Source organism: Scandinavium sp. (assembly GCF_032012665.1).
GTDB lineage: Bacteria > Pseudomonadota > Gammaproteobacteria > Enterobacterales > Enterobacteriaceae > Scandinavium.
Genome location: NZ_DALZVG010000003.1, coordinates 144061 through 157428 on the forward strand (window position 1 = coordinate 144061; position 13368 = coordinate 157428).

16 protein-coding genes are annotated in these 13368 nt (G+C 56.4%); 3 read left to right on the forward strand and 13 right to left on the reverse strand.

Annotation, left to right across the window (positions count from 1 at the left end):
* Positions 1-14: 14 nt before the first annotated feature.
* Both pflB and tdcG read left to right on the forward strand, forming a co-directional pair.
* On the forward strand, positions 15-2309 hold the full coding sequence (gene pflB / locus RTU33_RS04105; RefSeq protein ID WP_312625495.1) for a formate C-acetyltransferase: 2295 nt from the start codon (positions 15-17) through the stop codon (positions 2307-2309).
* A 79-nt stretch (positions 2310-2388) separates the two neighbouring features.
* The gene (tdcG, locus tag RTU33_RS04110) at positions 2389-3753 is read left to right on the forward strand and encodes an L-serine ammonia-lyase (RefSeq protein ID WP_312625496.1); all 1365 of its coding nucleotides are present in this window, start codon (positions 2389-2391) and stop codon (positions 3751-3753) included.
* A gap of 156 nt (positions 3754-3909) precedes the next feature.
* Here the strand turns inward: tdcG and RTU33_RS04115 are convergent, their stop codons facing one another.
* Together RTU33_RS04115 and RTU33_RS04120 are read right to left on the reverse strand one after the other, a co-directional pair.
* On the reverse strand, positions 3910-4092 hold the full coding sequence (locus RTU33_RS04115; protein ID WP_312625497.1) for a hypothetical protein: 183 nt from the start codon (positions 4090-4092) through the stop codon (positions 3910-3912).
* A 21-nt stretch (positions 4093-4113) separates the two neighbouring features.
* Positions 4114-4815: a pirin family protein gene (locus tag RTU33_RS04120; protein WP_312625499.1), complete on the reverse strand. Its 702-nt coding sequence runs from the start codon at positions 4813-4815 to the stop codon at positions 4114-4116.
* A gap of 104 nt (positions 4816-4919) precedes the next feature.
* Here RTU33_RS04120 and yhaJ point away from each other — a divergent pair, with 104 nt between their 5' ends.
* Positions 4920-5819, forward strand: coding sequence for a DNA-binding transcriptional regulator YhaJ (yhaJ, locus tag RTU33_RS04125; RefSeq protein WP_312625501.1), 900 nt, complete (start codon positions 4920-4922; stop codon positions 5817-5819).
* Positions 5820-5879: 60 nt separating this feature from the next.
* On the opposite strand, the gene RTU33_RS04130 is transcribed toward yhaJ, so the two are convergent.
* From RTU33_RS04130 to RTU33_RS04180, 11 genes are all read right to left on the reverse strand, one after another.
* Positions 5880-6266: a DUF805 domain-containing protein gene (locus RTU33_RS04130; protein WP_312625502.1), complete on the reverse strand. Its 387-nt coding sequence runs from the start codon at positions 6264-6266 to the stop codon at positions 5880-5882.
* 106 nt (positions 6267-6372) lie between these two features.
* On the reverse strand, positions 6373-7359 hold the full coding sequence (locus tag RTU33_RS04135; RefSeq protein ID WP_312625503.1) for a glutathione S-transferase family protein: 987 nt from the start codon (positions 7357-7359) through the stop codon (positions 6373-6375).
* A gap of 71 nt (positions 7360-7430) precedes the next feature.
* Positions 7431-7823 carry a DoxX family protein gene (locus RTU33_RS04140; protein ID WP_312625504.1) on the reverse strand — a complete coding sequence of 131 codons (393 nt, stop codon included), beginning with the start codon at positions 7821-7823 and terminating at the stop codon, positions 7431-7433.
* 301 nt (positions 7824-8124) lie between these two features.
* A complete protein-coding gene (locus RTU33_RS04145; protein ID WP_312625505.1) occupies positions 8125-8424 on the reverse strand; it encodes a YqjK-like family protein in 300 nt (99 codons plus the stop codon).
* Positions 8417-8818 carry a phage holin family protein gene (locus tag RTU33_RS04150; protein ID WP_312625507.1) on the reverse strand — a complete coding sequence of 134 codons (402 nt, stop codon included), beginning with the start codon at positions 8816-8818 and terminating at the stop codon, positions 8417-8419. The genes RTU33_RS04145 and RTU33_RS04150 overlap by 8 nt, the downstream gene beginning before the upstream one ends.
* A gap of 2 nt (positions 8819-8820) precedes the next feature.
* Complete coding sequence (locus tag RTU33_RS04155) at positions 8821-9126, reverse strand: YqjD family protein (protein WP_312625510.1); 306 nt, start codon at positions 9124-9126, stop codon at positions 8821-8823.
* A gap of 37 nt (positions 9127-9163) precedes the next feature.
* Positions 9164-9532 carry a DUF1090 domain-containing protein gene (locus RTU33_RS04160; RefSeq protein ID WP_312625512.1) on the reverse strand — a complete coding sequence of 123 codons (369 nt, stop codon included), beginning with the start codon at positions 9530-9532 and terminating at the stop codon, positions 9164-9166.
* A 149-nt stretch (positions 9533-9681) separates the two neighbouring features.
* Entirely contained in the window at positions 9682-10068 is a 387-nt protein-coding gene (gene mzrA, locus RTU33_RS04165; protein WP_312625513.1) for an EnvZ/OmpR regulon moderator MzrA, read from the reverse strand.
* Between the two features lie 2 nt (positions 10069-10070).
* A complete protein-coding gene (gene yqjA, locus RTU33_RS04170; protein WP_312625515.1) occupies positions 10071-10733 on the reverse strand; it encodes a DedA family general envelope maintenance protein YqjA in 663 nt (220 codons plus the stop codon).
* Positions 10734-11047: 314 nt separating this feature from the next.
* Positions 11048-11824: a transcriptional regulator ExuR gene (exuR, locus tag RTU33_RS04175; RefSeq protein ID WP_312625516.1), complete on the reverse strand. Its 777-nt coding sequence runs from the start codon at positions 11822-11824 to the stop codon at positions 11048-11050.
* 120 nt (positions 11825-11944) lie between these two features.
* Positions 11945-13240: an MFS transporter gene (locus RTU33_RS04180; protein ID WP_312625517.1), complete on the reverse strand. Its 1296-nt coding sequence runs from the start codon at positions 13238-13240 to the stop codon at positions 11945-11947.
* Between the last annotated feature and the right edge of the window lie 128 nt (positions 13241-13368).

The following is a 13368-nucleotide window of genomic DNA, read 5'->3' on the forward strand; positions in this document are numbered from 1 at the left end:
GAGAGAGCTATTTCATGAAGGTTAATATCGATATCAACGATATGCAGTATGTCGCTGCCTGGCAGGGATTTCACGGCGCCGACTGGAAACTCGGCATCAACGTGCGTGATTTCATTCAGGCGAACTACACCCCTTACAGCGGTGATGAATCTTTTTTAGCGGCGGCAACGCCTGCGACCACCGCGCTGTGGGAAAAGGTAATGGAAGGGATTCGCACGGAGAACGCCACTCATGCACCGGTGGATTTTGACTCCGATGTTGCCACCTCGATCACCGCCCATGCGCCGGGCTACATCGAGCAAAGCCTGGAAACCATCGTTGGCCTGCAAACCGATAAACCCCTGAAGCGCGCGCTGCATCCGTACGGTGGCATCAATATGATCAAGAGCTCATTTGATGCCTACGGGCGCGAAATGGACCCGCAGTTTGAGTACCTGTTTACCCATCTGCGCAAGACCCACAACCAGGGCGTATTCGACGTTTATTCGCCGGACATGCTGCGCTGCCGTAAATCAGGCGTGCTGACCGGGCTGCCGGACGGCTACGGGCGAGGGCGCATTATTGGCGACTACCGCCGCGTGGCGCTGTACGGTATTACGTATCTGGTGCGGGAGCGCGAACAGCAGTTTGCCGATCTGCAATCTGCGCTTGAGCGCGGCGAGAATCTTGAAGCGACCATTCGCCTGCGTGAAGAGCTGGCCGAGCATCGCCGTGCGCTGCTGGAGATCCAGCAGATGGCTGCGAGCTACGGCTACGATATTTCCCGCCCCGCGCATACCGCACAGGAAGCGATTCAGTGGCTCTATTTTGCTTATCTGGCCGCGGTGAAATCGCAGAACGGCGGGGCGATGCCGCTCGGGCGCACCGCGTCCTTCCTCGATATTTACATTGAACGTGACATGCGTGCGGGCCGCCTGACGGAAACTCAGGCCCAGGAGCTGGTCGATCACTTCATCATGAAGATCCGCATGGTGCGCTTCCTGCGCACGCCGGAGTTTGATTCGCTGTTCTCCGGCGATCCGATTTGGGCAACGGAAGTGATCGGCGGGATGGGGCTGGATGGCCGTACGCTGGTGACCAAAAGCTCATTCCGCTACCTGCATACGCTGCACACGATGGGGCCAGCGCCAGAGCCGAACCTGACGATCCTTTGGTCGGAAGCGCTGCCGATCGCCTTTAAAAAATACGCCGCGCAGATGTCGATCGAGACCTCGTCATTGCAGTACGAAAACGACGATCTGATGCGCACCGATTTCAACAGCGACGATTACGCCATTGCCTGCTGCGTCAGCCCGATGGTGATCGGCAAACAGATGCAGTTCTTCGGCGCCCGCGCCAACCTTGCCAAAACGCTGCTGTATGCGATCAACGGCGGCATGGATGAGAAGCTCAAAATCCAGGTCGGCCCGAAAACCGCGCCGTTGATGGACGAGGTGCTGGATTACGCCACGGTAATGGAGAGCCTCGATCACTTTATGGACTGGCTGGCGGTGCAGTACATCAGCGCGCTGAACCTGATCCACTACATGCATGACAAATACAGCTACGAAGCCTCGCTGATGGCGCTGCACGATCGCGACGTGCATCGCACGATGGCGTGCGGGATTGCCGGGCTGTCGGTGGCGGTGGACTCCCTCTCCGCCATCAAATATGCGCAGGTGAAGCCGGTGCGCGACCACACCGGGCTGGCGGTCGATTTTGTTATCGACGGTGACTACCCGCAGTACGGCAATAACGACGAACGCGTGGACAGCATCGCCTGCGATCTGGTTGAACGCTTTATGCGCAAAATCAGCGCGTTGCCGACTTATCGCAATGCAGTACCGACGCAGTCCATTCTGACCATTACCTCCAACGTGGTTTATGGCCAGAAAACCGGGAACACGCCGGATGGTCGTCGTGCAGGTATGCCGTTTGCGCCAGGGGCAAACCCGATGCATGGCCGCGATCGGAAAGGCGCGGTGGCTTCACTGACGTCGGTTGCGAAGCTGCCGTTTGCCTATGCCAAAGACGGTATTTCCTACACGTTCTCCATCGTGCCAGCGGCGCTCGGTAAAGAGGACGGCACGCGGAAAACGAACCTGGTGGGCCTGCTCGACGGCTACTTCCATCACGAAGAAGCCATTGAGGGCGGGCAGCACCTGAACGTTAACGTGATGAATCGCGACATGCTGCTGGATGCTATTGAGCATCCGGAGCAGTACCCGAATCTGACCATTCGCGTATCAGGCTACGCGGTGCGCTTCAATGCACTGACCCGCGAACAGCAGCAGGACGTGATTTCCCGAACCTTTACGCACGCGCTGTAATTTGCGCTCACGGCGAGGCGTGCTCTTGGCGCCTCGCCCGGCCACCGCTCTTCACCGACAGGTTTTCAGGAGTGTGGATATGATTAGCACCTTCGACATTTTCAAAATTGGCATTGGTCCTTCGAGCTCGCACACCGTCGGGCCGATGAACGCTGGTAAAAGCTTTATCGATCTTCTGGTGGCATCGGGTGCGTTAGCTTCCGTTAACCGGATTAGCATCGATCTCTACGGTTCACTGTCGCTCACCGGCAAAGGCCACGCCACCGACACGGCCATCATCATGGGGCTTACCGGAAACACGCCGCAGAGCGTAGCGATTGACGGCATTCCTGCCTTCATTGAGCAGGTCGCCTCCAACGGGAAACTGCCGGTGGCAGGCGGTACGCATCAGGTGGCTTTTGCTATGAATGAGGACATTGTTTTTCATGATGAAACGCTGCCGCGGCATGAAAACGGCATGCGGATCGTCGCCTGGCGCGGGCAGGAGCGGCTGCTCAGCAAAACGTACTACTCCATCGGTGGCGGGTTTATCGTTGATGAAGAGCATTTCGGCCAGGCGCATGAGGTGGAAACGCCGGTGCCGTACGCTTTCCGCTCCGCAGGTGAACTGCTGAAGCTGTGCGAGCGCAACGGGCTTTCCGTCTCCGGGCTGATGATGCAGAACGAACTCGCGCTGCGCAGCAAAGAGGAGATTGATACCGGGATCGCTCAGCTGTGGCAGGTGATGCACGACGGCATTGAGCGTGGCATGAATATCGAAGGCGTGCTGCCGGGGCCGCTTAAGGTGCCGCGTCGCGCCGTCGCGCTGCGAAGAATGCTGGTGGCGAGCGACAGCCTGTCGAGCGATCCGATGAACGTGATCGACTGGATCAATATGTTTGCCCTGGCGGTCAGCGAAGAGAACGCGGCGGGTGGGCGCGTGGTGACGGCACCGACCAACGGCGCCTGTGGCATCATTCCGGCAGTGCTCGCCTATTACGATAAATTCCGACGCCCGGTTAACCCCAACTCCATTGCCCGCTATTTGCTGGCCGCCAGCGCCATTGGCGCGCTGTACAAAATGAATGCGTCGATTTCCGGGGCGGAAGTGGGTTGTCAGGGGGAGATTGGCGTTGCCGCATCGATGGCGGCGGCGGGGCTTACCGAGCTGCTGGGCGGCAGTCCGGCGCAGGTCTGCATCGCCGCCGAAATCGCCATGGAGCATAACCTGGGGCTGACCTGCGATCCGGTTGCCGGACAGGTGCAAATCCCCTGCATCGAGCGTAATGCCATCAATGCGGTGAAGGCGGTTAATGCGGCCCGGATGGCGCTGCGTCGTACGTCCGAACCCCGGGTTTCACTCGATAAGGTGATCGAAACCATGTACGAAACGGGCAAGGACATGAACGACAAATACCGTGAAACCTCACGCGGTGGGCTGGCGATAAAAGTTGTCTGCGCGTAATCCTGCACGCACGAGCAGAAACGGCGCGCGCTGCAACGGCTATTAAGACCAGATGCCCGGTGGCGCTACGCTTACCGGGTCTACAACTTCAGCGTAATGGTTTGATTTTGTAGGCCTGATAAGCGAAGCGCCATCAGGCAGAACAGGGAGAATTTTCTACGCCAGACGAGCTTCCTGTTCCAGCCTGGTTTCGGCTTCCGAGACAATCGCCTCCAGTTCCCCCAACATCTCATCAAAACCAAACGCTATCGGCGAGGCGTTGACGCTGGCGACCGTTTCCAGGTTTTCTTGCGGAGCGGCCGTCTGAACCGCGCCTTTTTTCTGCTGTTTTTTGCTCACGATGACCGCCAGAATTCAGGGCTATACCGGTAAATCTATCAGCAAAGCGCGCAGCGGCGTATCAGCAACCAGTGTTATGTTAGCCTCGTCACGAATAAAAGCGCCGTCGCCGCAGGTCAGGCCTTCCCGTTCGGCTTTTGGCGTTAGCGCATGAACGGTGCCGTGAATCGACTGTAAGTACGCACGAGGCCCATGAAGCTGGAAGCTGAGCTGCTCGCCTTTCTCTAACTGAATGTGATGGATCCATACCTGCTGACGCAACTGCACGCTCTGCTGGCTGCCGTCCGGCGAGGCAATCAGCTGCTGCGCGGTATTGCTGAGCGCCAGCTTCTGCACCGGCGGGTTTTCCCTTTCCGGGCAGGCATCGAGCCACAGCTGCATGCGGGTCAGTGATTTGTCTTTGCTGAGGTTGTGCTCGCTGTAGCTGATACCCGGTTGGGTGGCAATCAGCAGCGCTTCGCCTGCTTTGGCCTGAACGTGATTCCCTTCACTGTCGCGATACTCGGCTTCCCCTTCCAGAATGAGGTTAAGGATATCGACTTTCGGGTACGTTCTTGGCTGGAATGCGCTGCCTGGGCCGAGCACTTCCTGATTCAGAACGCGCAGCGAGGCGTAGCCCAGCAGTTTTGGGTCGAAGTAGTGTCCAAAGGAGAAAGTGTATCGGGCCTGCAGCCAGCCGAAATCGGCTTGTCCACACTGTTTGGCTGTTCGGGTAGTAATCATATTCTTGACCTCTCTTTACACTAAAACAATGGTAAAGCTATGGACGCTGCATTGTTAGCCAGATATTCTGCCCGGTATGTTCAAATTTCCTGAATGAGAACGCCATGGCTAAAGAGAGAGCATTGACGCTGGAAGCGTTAAGAGTAATGGATGCCATCGACAGGCGAGGCAGTTTTGCCGCCGCTGCCGATGAGCTGGGGCGCGTTCCGTCGGCGCTGAGCTACACCATGCAGAAGCTGGAAGAAGAGCTGGACGTGGTGCTGTTCGACCGCTCAGGGCATCGTACAAAATTCACCAACGTTGGGCGCATGCTGCTGGAGCGAGGACGCGTTTTGCTGGAAGCGGCGGACAAGCTCACCACCGATGCCGAAGCGCTGGCTCGCGGCTGGGAAACGCACCTGACGCTGGTCACAGAGGCGCTGGTGCCGACGCCTGAGCTGTTCCCGCTGGTGGAAAAGCTGGCGGTGAAAGCCAACACGCAGCTGTCGATCATTACTGAAGTGCTGGCGGGCGCATGGGAAAGGCTGGAGCAGGGGCGGGCGGATATAGTGATCGCCCCGGACATGCATTTTCGCTCCTCTTCCGAGATTAACTCCCGCAAGCTTTATTCCATTATGAGCGTGTATGTTGCGGCACCGGATCACCCGATCCATCAGGAGCCGGAACCGTTATCCGAAGTGACGCGCGTGAAATACCGTGGCGTGGCGGTGGCTGATACTGCCCGGGAACGGCCAGTGTTAACCGTGCAGCTGCTCGATAAGCAGCCGCGCCTGACCGTCAGCACCATTGAAGATAAGCGTCAGGCGCTGCTTGCCGGGCTTGGCGTGGCGACGATGCCGTATCCGCTGGTAGAGCAGGACATCGCCGAAGGGCGCCTGCGGGTTGTCAGCCCGGAATACACCAACGAAATCGATATCATTATGGCCTGGCGGCGTGACAGCATGGGCGAAGCGAAAGCCTGGTGCCTGCGCGAAATACCAAAGTTGTTTGCACACCATAAATAGCGAACGCAGAAACGAAAACGCTCCTCAGACGGGAGCGTTTTTTGTTATACGCAGAAGGCGTTATGACACAATCCGCTGCGTTGCATCTGATGCTTTCGGGTCCGGCCCGAAGCGGTTGTCGCCTGGCGTGCCGCTCTGGCAGTTAAAGACCAGGATCACCAGCCAGCCGATCACCGGGATCAGCCAGATAAGCAGCCACCACGCGGAACGATCGGTGTCGTGCAGACGGCGGAACTGTACCGCCAGCCCCGGCAGCAGCACCAGCAGACCATAAATGCTTGCCAGCACACCTTCACCTCCGGCGCGCTCCCAGCCGAGGATCTTATCGATAATGCTTAGTACCCCGGCCAGAACGAAGCTTATCAGCACGAACATCCAGTATTCTTTCCGGCGTGCGCGGCCACCAAATCCGATGTAATTCTTCAGTACTTTTAGATACCAGTCCATTTTCCTTGCCTCGATTATCAGTCAATCACTTGTTTTCTAAGCGATCGAGGTAAGGATAGATGCAAAAGATGAATTAAAAAAGGGCATCCAGAGATGCCCTTGATAATTAGCGGAAGCGGACGTCGCGCCCGTGCGGTTCGTCGAGATCCTGCCAGGGGCCGATGGAGATGATCCCTGTCGGGTTAATGGTTTTGTGGCTGCGGTAATAGTGGTTACGAATGTGGTCAAAATTGACCGTCTCCGCCACGCCCGGCAGCTGATAAATATCGCGCAGGAAAGCGTACAGGTTCGGATAATCGCTGATGCGGTGCTTGTCGCATTTGAAGTGGGTGACGTACACCGGGTCGAAGCGTACCAGCGTTGTCCACAGACGGAGGTCGGCTTCGGTTAGCTGGTTACCCGTCAGATAGCGGTGCTGATTGAGGATCTGTTCGACGCGCGCGAGGGATTCAAAGACTTTATTCACCGCTTCGTCGTAGGCCTCCTGGCTGGTAGCAAACCCGGCCTTGTAGACGCCGTTATTGATGGTGTCGTAGATCCAGCCGTTCAGCTCGTCTATTTTCCCACGCAGCGCTTCCGGGTAGTAGTCTCCCGCGCGTGCGCCGAGGCCGTCAAACGCCGTGTTCAGCATACGGATGATTTCAGCGGATTCGTTGCTGACGATGGTGTGGTTCTTTTTATCCCACAGCACCGGAACGGTGACGCGCCCGCTGTAGTGCGGATCGGCGTGGAGGTAGAGCTGATAGAGAAATTCGTTTTGGTACAGGCTGTCGCCGGTTGCGCCGGGGAAGCTGTCGTCGAAGGTCCAGCCGTTTTCGAACATCAGCGGGTTGACCACAGAGACGTCGATAAACGCTTCCAGGCCTTTCAGCGCGCGCATAATCAGCGTGCGGTGTGCCCACGGGCAGGCGAGGGAAACGTATAAATGATAGCGATCTTTCTCGGCGGCAAACCCGCCTTCTCCGGAGGGGCCGGGCGCGCCATCGGCGGTCAGCCAGTTACGAAACGCCGAAACGGAACGTTTGAAACGCCCCCCGGTTGATTTTGTGTCATACCAGGTGTCATGCCAGACGCCGTCAATCAGTTGTCCCATGTTCTCTCTCCTTCAAATGGCAAAAGCGAGGAAGACGCTCCTCGCTTTTTGATGCATTCAGTATAGATGCCTTACCACTTTTTGTTCAGCACGCGGTCCAGACTCAGGGCACCAGGGCCGGTGATAGCCAGTACCAGGAAGCCACCTGCGATGGTCATGTTCTTCATGAACATCAGGGAGTTCACGCCTTCCGCAAAGTTGCTGTGGAAGATGAACGCGGTCAGCAGCGTAAAGATGGCGGTAATAATCGCGGTGGTACGGGTCAGCAGACCGAACAGAATGGCCAGGCCGCCGCCAAACTCGAGCAGAATGGTCAGAGGCAGCAGCGCACCCGGAACGCCCATGGCTTCCATGTATTGTTGGGTGCCAGCGTAGCCGGTGATCTTGCCCCAGCCTGCGGTGATAAACAGGATTGGCATCAGAATACGTGCTACCAGGAAACCAACATCTTCTAATTTTTTCATTCTACTCTCCATCAAACCTTTTGGGCGTCTGTATTGATTTGTTGTGCAATTTCGCAGAGATACCGCGTGCTTGCTGTCGATGGAAAGGAGTGTAAACGTGACGGTGCGGGATTGTTAGCAAGGAAAACTGTCAGTCTTCTTCAAATATATTGAGTGTGTGCGGGGTTGCCTGATGGCGCGGATTGCCTGGTGGCGGCTAATGCCTTACCTGGCCTACAAATCAGGTCCGGGGGGAGGCAAAGAGAGGGAAAGGAGGCCGGGTAAGCGGTAGCGCCACCCGGCATTCAGCCATTTGGCAACATCAACGGAACTGCTGCTGGCGAAGCGTATTTTTTACCAGGCGGTATGCGCTCCAGGCACCAAAGCCCCGGCGGGCCCAGCGCACCAGGAAGCGGGGATGACGAACGCTCCAGATGGCCATCACGCTGCTGCCAACCAGCGCCCAGGAACGCAGGTTAAGCAGCGTGTTCCAGCCACGATCGTAGACGCCCGTGGCCTCGTGCCAGTCGCGGCGGCTGGCAGAAAGATCCAGCCGCTGCTGCTGAATCTGGCTCAGCAAATACGCTTTGCGTTTTTGCAGCTCCAGTTTGCTCTTACTCACGATCGTCGTCCTCAAGCAGCGCCCGGTCGTTCGCCAGCTCGTTGCGGGTGTGGCGCAGGAAGGTGGAGCGCCGTGCCTTACGCAGCGTCCAGAGGCCGCCAATAAGCGCCAGCGCAAGCAGCACCACGGTGGTGGCAATCATGGCGTTCAGGCGGTACTGCGGATCGATGGCCCAGATAATCAGCACCATCAGGCTCATTAACCCAAAGGCGGCGAACAGCATGGTCAGGCCAAGCATCAGCAACATCTGGAAGAGGTTGGCTTTCTCCTCTTCCAGCTCGACCACCGCCAGTCGCAGACGGGTTTCGACCATCTCGACCATGATGGTGACGATCCGCTGACCGATACCAAAGACGCTTTTGCCCGGCCCGTGTGTGCGATGTGAATCAGCCATAATCAGCGACGCGTCAGCAGCACACCCAGCACCAGCCCGACGGCTGCACCGATACCTACGCCAGTCCATGGGTTATCACGTACGTACTCATCTGCGCGCGCGGCCGCTTCACGGGTTTGTTTGGCAATAACGTCGCTGGTTTCGCCCAGACGATTGCGGCTATCCTTCAGTGCGCGTTCTGCTTTGCTGCGCAGTTTGCCCAACTCTTCTTTTGATTTATCGGTGGAGGAGTTCAGCACCTCTTCCAGGGTATCCGCCAGGGATTTCAGTTCGGCACGAAGATGTTCTGAGGTGTTCTCTTTTGACATGGTGTTCTCCAGTTGACGAGATTAGACTTCCATTGACTCAATAATCACGAGACTCCAGCGCTTTCAGCTGCTCCTGCGCTTCTGCGAGCTTGTGTTCACGTTTACTGATTTTGTCCGCATCACCTTTGGCTTTCGCTTCGTCCAGGTCGTGGCGACGCTCGGTGACTTCCTCTTTTTGTCTGGCAATTTTCTGCTGGTGGTCGGCGCGAAGTTTTGTGTCGCTACAGCTGTTTTTCACTTCGCGTAACGCTTTGTTCAGACCGTCAATCCGGCTCTGGTTGTGGTGCTTTTCGGCGTAGTGAATTTCGCGCTGAATGTCCTGCTCTTTCTCCTGGCACGGCGTGGTGGCAAACGCGGCTGTGCTCAGCGTGACAAGGCCCAAAGTCAGAAAAATGCGGTATTTCATAGGTGAAACCTTCCATTGTGTCGTGGGCAACGCTGGACATTGCCCCACCCAGTCGATGAGATGAGGATGGTGACTTCCGCTTACTCAATGATAGTTAGTAAACGCGAAATCACCAAAGCCTGTGAAAAGATTCAGAATCCTGGAAGGGATTAACCGAAACGGTGTGGGTTATCACGGAAGCGGGAAAGCCAGTGCGGGGTCAGCGAGTCGTCGTCGTCCTGCTGGGCGATGATGTAACCGTGGGGCAGCGTTCTGTCCAGCACCTCTTTGGCGGCGGCGCTCTGATCGCTGGATTCAAATTTGATCACTAAGGCATCTTTCTGTGGGGTGATGCTTTTAAAGGGGATACCGTTGGCATCCAGGTGATGCCAGACGGAGAAGCCGTCCGGCATGCTGACGCTTGCGCTCACCGGGCGAATGGCCAGCGATGATTCCCGCTGTTGCACCGCGCTTCCAAACCAGATGAGGGCGCACAGCATGAGCAGTGCACCGAAACAGAGGCTGAGCCGGCGCAGGGTGACGTTACGCAATTCCATGCTTAACTCCGGTTACCGTATTTTTTCTTCCACAGCACGACCAGCGAACCGATAAGGCCAAATACCAGCAATACCACAGGCAGCAGCATCAGACAGGACATTAACGCATCTTCGTATTTCTGGAATACCGGCGTTTTACCCAGCGCGTAGCCGAGCGTGGTGAGGATAACCACCCACAGCAGGCCGCTCATCCAGTTAAAGAACTGAAAACGGGTGTTGCTCAGGCCGGACAACCCGGCGATGGTCGGGAGCAGGGTACGTACGAAAGCGATAAAGCGGCCAACCAGCAGCGCGGATAAACCATGCTTATGGAACAGATGATGCGCGCGCTGGTGGTAATGTGCAGGCAGATGCGACATCCAGGTTTGTACGAGGCGCGTATTGCCGAGCCAGCGCCCCTGAATGTAGCTGACCCAGGAACCGAGACTTGCGGCAACGGTGAGCAGCAGCAGCGTCTGTGGGAGGCCCATCACGCCTTTGGCAATCAGTACGCCGACCAGGATCAGCAGGCTGTCGCCGGGCAGAAACGCCGCAGGGAGGATCCCATTCTCAAGAAACAGAATCATAAATAATACGAGGTAAAGCATGCCGATGAGGGAAGGATTCGCGAGGGTTTCGAAATCCTGACTCCATAAGGCATCAAGTAATTGGGTTAACAGTTCCATTCACGATTCCTGGTACATCGATTAATGTCACGCCTGAACGCGTTGTCTGCCGGACGTCAGTTGTTATTGATTGATTATGGACGCTGGCGTGGCGTTCCGAACTTATCCATGTTTATACGAAACGGGGCAGCCCGTTTCGCGAACGCCAAATTGCATCTAAGTGTAACAAAGCCTCTGGTTCTGCGTCACAGAAATTACAGATTGTTGAGCAGTGATTTTGCTTTCTGAAAGAGGGCGAGGCGAGGGATTTTACACAGGCTGACACTATAGTGGCTTAACTTACCCTCGATAAGGCATCGAGGGTAAAGAAACGCTTATTTTACGCCGTTAGCGGCTGTATCGAGATGAACGACCGGATTTTCCGCAAACAGATAGCGATCGGCGTTGAATTCAAAGTCATCGCTGGTTTCGTTAAACAGCATTTGTTTGGTGTTTTCAAGGTGCTGCCACATTGCCAGCTTCGCCGCATGGGGATCTTTACGGATCAGCGCTTTCAGGATCTGATCGTGATCGTCGCACCAGTTATCAACGGTTCGAGAGTCGATGTGATCGTGCAGTTTTTTCCAGTACGGGTTGTGTACGCGCTGCGTCCACATTTTTTCGACGATGGCCGCAAGCGCGGTATTTTGCGTTGCCATTGCCACCTGCACGTGGAACTGCAAATCCCATTCTGAATCGCGGAAGCACTTCTCTTTGCGCGCCTTTTCCTGAATCTCCATCAGCTTCATGATGTCCTGCTTGGTGACCTGAGTCGCCGCAAATTCAGCAATGTTGCTTTCAATCAGCTGACGAGCCTGAAGCAGCTCAAAGGGGCCATAATTCGCAAACTCAAGGGATTCATCCGGGGTCTGGTAGTGCTTAGCCGTGCTGGAAATAACATGAATACCGGAGCCTTTACGCACTTCAACGTAGCCTTCAACCTCCAGCATAATGATGGCTTCACGGACAACCGTACGGCTGACGTTCTTCTCGTCGGCAATAAAACGTTCTGCAGGCAGCTTGTCGCCCACAAGATAAACGCCTTGCTCAATGCGATCTTTCAGCTCAGCGGCAAGCTGTTGATATAAACGGCGTGATTCCGTGATTTCCATATTCGCTCCAGGCAGGGTACAGCATAATGAATTTGTTATACCACTTTTACCCAATCCTCACCACCCTGAACCAGCAAAAAGCCGCTCGGTGAGCGGCTTTAATGTCAGTCGTGATAAGGCTTAGCTCTGCGTAACCGGGCCGCCAACGGTCTGGATATTTTCCGCCGCAGGTTTGTTCTGCAGGACGGTCCAGATCACTACCGCACCTATCAGGTCAAACAGCGCCAGCACCGCGAACAGCGGGCTGAAGCCAAGCGTATCCGCCAGGGCACCAACCACAAGCGCAAACAGGGTGCTTGCTGTCCAGGCCGCCATACCGGTCAGGCCGTTTGCCGTTGCCACTTCGTTACGGCCAAACACATCAGAAGAGAGCGTGATCAGCGCACCGGACAGAGCCTGGTGAGCGAAGCCGCCGACGCACAGCAGTGCAATCGCTATATACGGGCTGGTGAACAGGCCAATCATGCCCGGGCCAATCATCAGTACCGCGCCCATGGTCACCACCAGCTTACGGGAGACAATCAGGTTTACGCCAAAGACGCGCTGGAACAGCGGCGGCAGATAGCCGCCAACGACGCAGCCGAGGTCGGCAAACAGCATTGGCATCCAGGCGAACATCGCGATGTGCTTCAGGTCGAAGCCGTAAACTTTGAACATAAACAGCGGGATCCAGGCGTTGAACGTTCCCCATGCCGGTTCTGCCAGGAAGCGCGGCAGCGCAATGCCCCAGAACTGACGGTTGCGGACGATCTGCCAGGCAGACATTTTCTTCGCGTTGTTGGTTTGATGCTGGGCTTCCTGACCGCCGATGATGTACTCGCGCTCTTCATCGCTTAATTTTTTCTGATCGCGCGGATGCTTATAGAAGATAAGCCAGGCCATTGCCCAGGCGAAGCTCAGGACGCCGGAAATAATGAACGCCATCTGCCAGCTGTGCATCACAATCGCCCAGACGACCAGCGGCGGAGCAATCATCGCGCCAATCGATGAGCCCACGTTGAAGTAGCCAACTGCCACGGAACGTTCCTTCGCCGGGAACCACTCGGAGCTCGCTTTCAGACCCGCAGGGATCATCGCGGCTTCCGCAGCACCCACAGCACCACGTGCCAGCGCCAGGCCTCCCCAGCTGCCTGCCAGCGCGGTTGCACCGCAGAAACAGGCCCAGAGTACGGCAAACATAGCGTAGCCAATTTTGGTGCCGAGCAGGTCGAGTACGTAGCCTGCTACAGGCTGCATCACGGTATAAGCCGCGGAGTAGGCGGCGATAATGTAGGAGTATTGCTGGGTGGAAATATGCAGTTCTTGCATCAACGTCGGTGCGGCGGCGGCCACGGTGTTACGGGTCAGATAACCCAGCACGGTGCCAAGCGTCACCAGTGCGATCATGTACCAACGTAACCCTTTAATTTTACGCATCTAAAACCTCGTCATTTGTTTTATCCGCGCACCGCGCGGTCATCTTCCTGGGAGGAAGGAGGATGTTTAAGTAACGGGGGCGTAACAGACAAACTGTAACGGCCCGAACCTTGCCATGAGTAATCCTG

Coding starts and splice junctions, on each gene's coding strand:
- mzrA (WP_312625513.1), bottom strand. CDS start 10,068: ATGGAATTGCGTAACGTCACCCTGCGCCGGCTCAGCCTCTGTTTCGGT.
- exuR (WP_312625516.1), bottom strand. CDS start 11,824: ATGGAAATCACGGAATCACGCCGTTTATATCAACAGCTTGCCGCTGAG.
- RTU33_RS04130 (WP_312625502.1), bottom strand. CDS start 6,266: ATGGACTGGTATCTAAAAGTACTGAAGAATTACATCGGATTTGGTGGC.
- yhaJ (WP_312625501.1), top strand. CDS start 4,920: ATGGCTAAAGAGAGAGCATTGACGCTGGAAGCGTTAAGAGTAATGGAT.
- RTU33_RS04155 (WP_312625510.1), bottom strand. CDS start 9,126: ATGTCAAAAGAGAACACCTCAGAACATCTTCGTGCCGAACTGAAATCC.
- yqjA (WP_312625515.1), bottom strand. CDS start 10,733: ATGGAACTGTTAACCCAATTACTTGATGCCTTATGGAGTCAGGATTTC.
- RTU33_RS04140 (WP_312625504.1), bottom strand. CDS start 7,823: ATGAAAAAATTAGAAGATGTTGGTTTCCTGGTAGCACGTATTCTGATG.
- RTU33_RS04180 (WP_312625517.1), bottom strand. CDS start 13,240: ATGCGTAAAATTAAAGGGTTACGTTGGTACATGATCGCACTGGTGACG.
- pflB (WP_312625495.1), top strand. CDS start 15: ATGAAGGTTAATATCGATATCAACGATATGCAGTATGTCGCTGCCTGG.
- tdcG (WP_312625496.1), top strand. CDS start 2,389: ATGATTAGCACCTTCGACATTTTCAAAATTGGCATTGGTCCTTCGAGC.
- RTU33_RS04160 (WP_312625512.1), bottom strand. CDS start 9,532: ATGAAATACCGCATTTTTCTGACTTTGGGCCTTGTCACGCTGAGCACA.
- RTU33_RS04120 (WP_312625499.1), bottom strand. CDS start 4,815: ATGATTACTACCCGAACAGCCAAACAGTGTGGACAAGCCGATTTCGGC.
- RTU33_RS04150 (WP_312625507.1), bottom strand. CDS start 8,818: ATGGCTGATTCACATCGCACACACGGGCCGGGCAAAAGCGTCTTTGGT.
- RTU33_RS04135 (WP_312625503.1), bottom strand. CDS start 7,359: ATGGGACAACTGATTGACGGCGTCTGGCATGACACCTGGTATGACACA.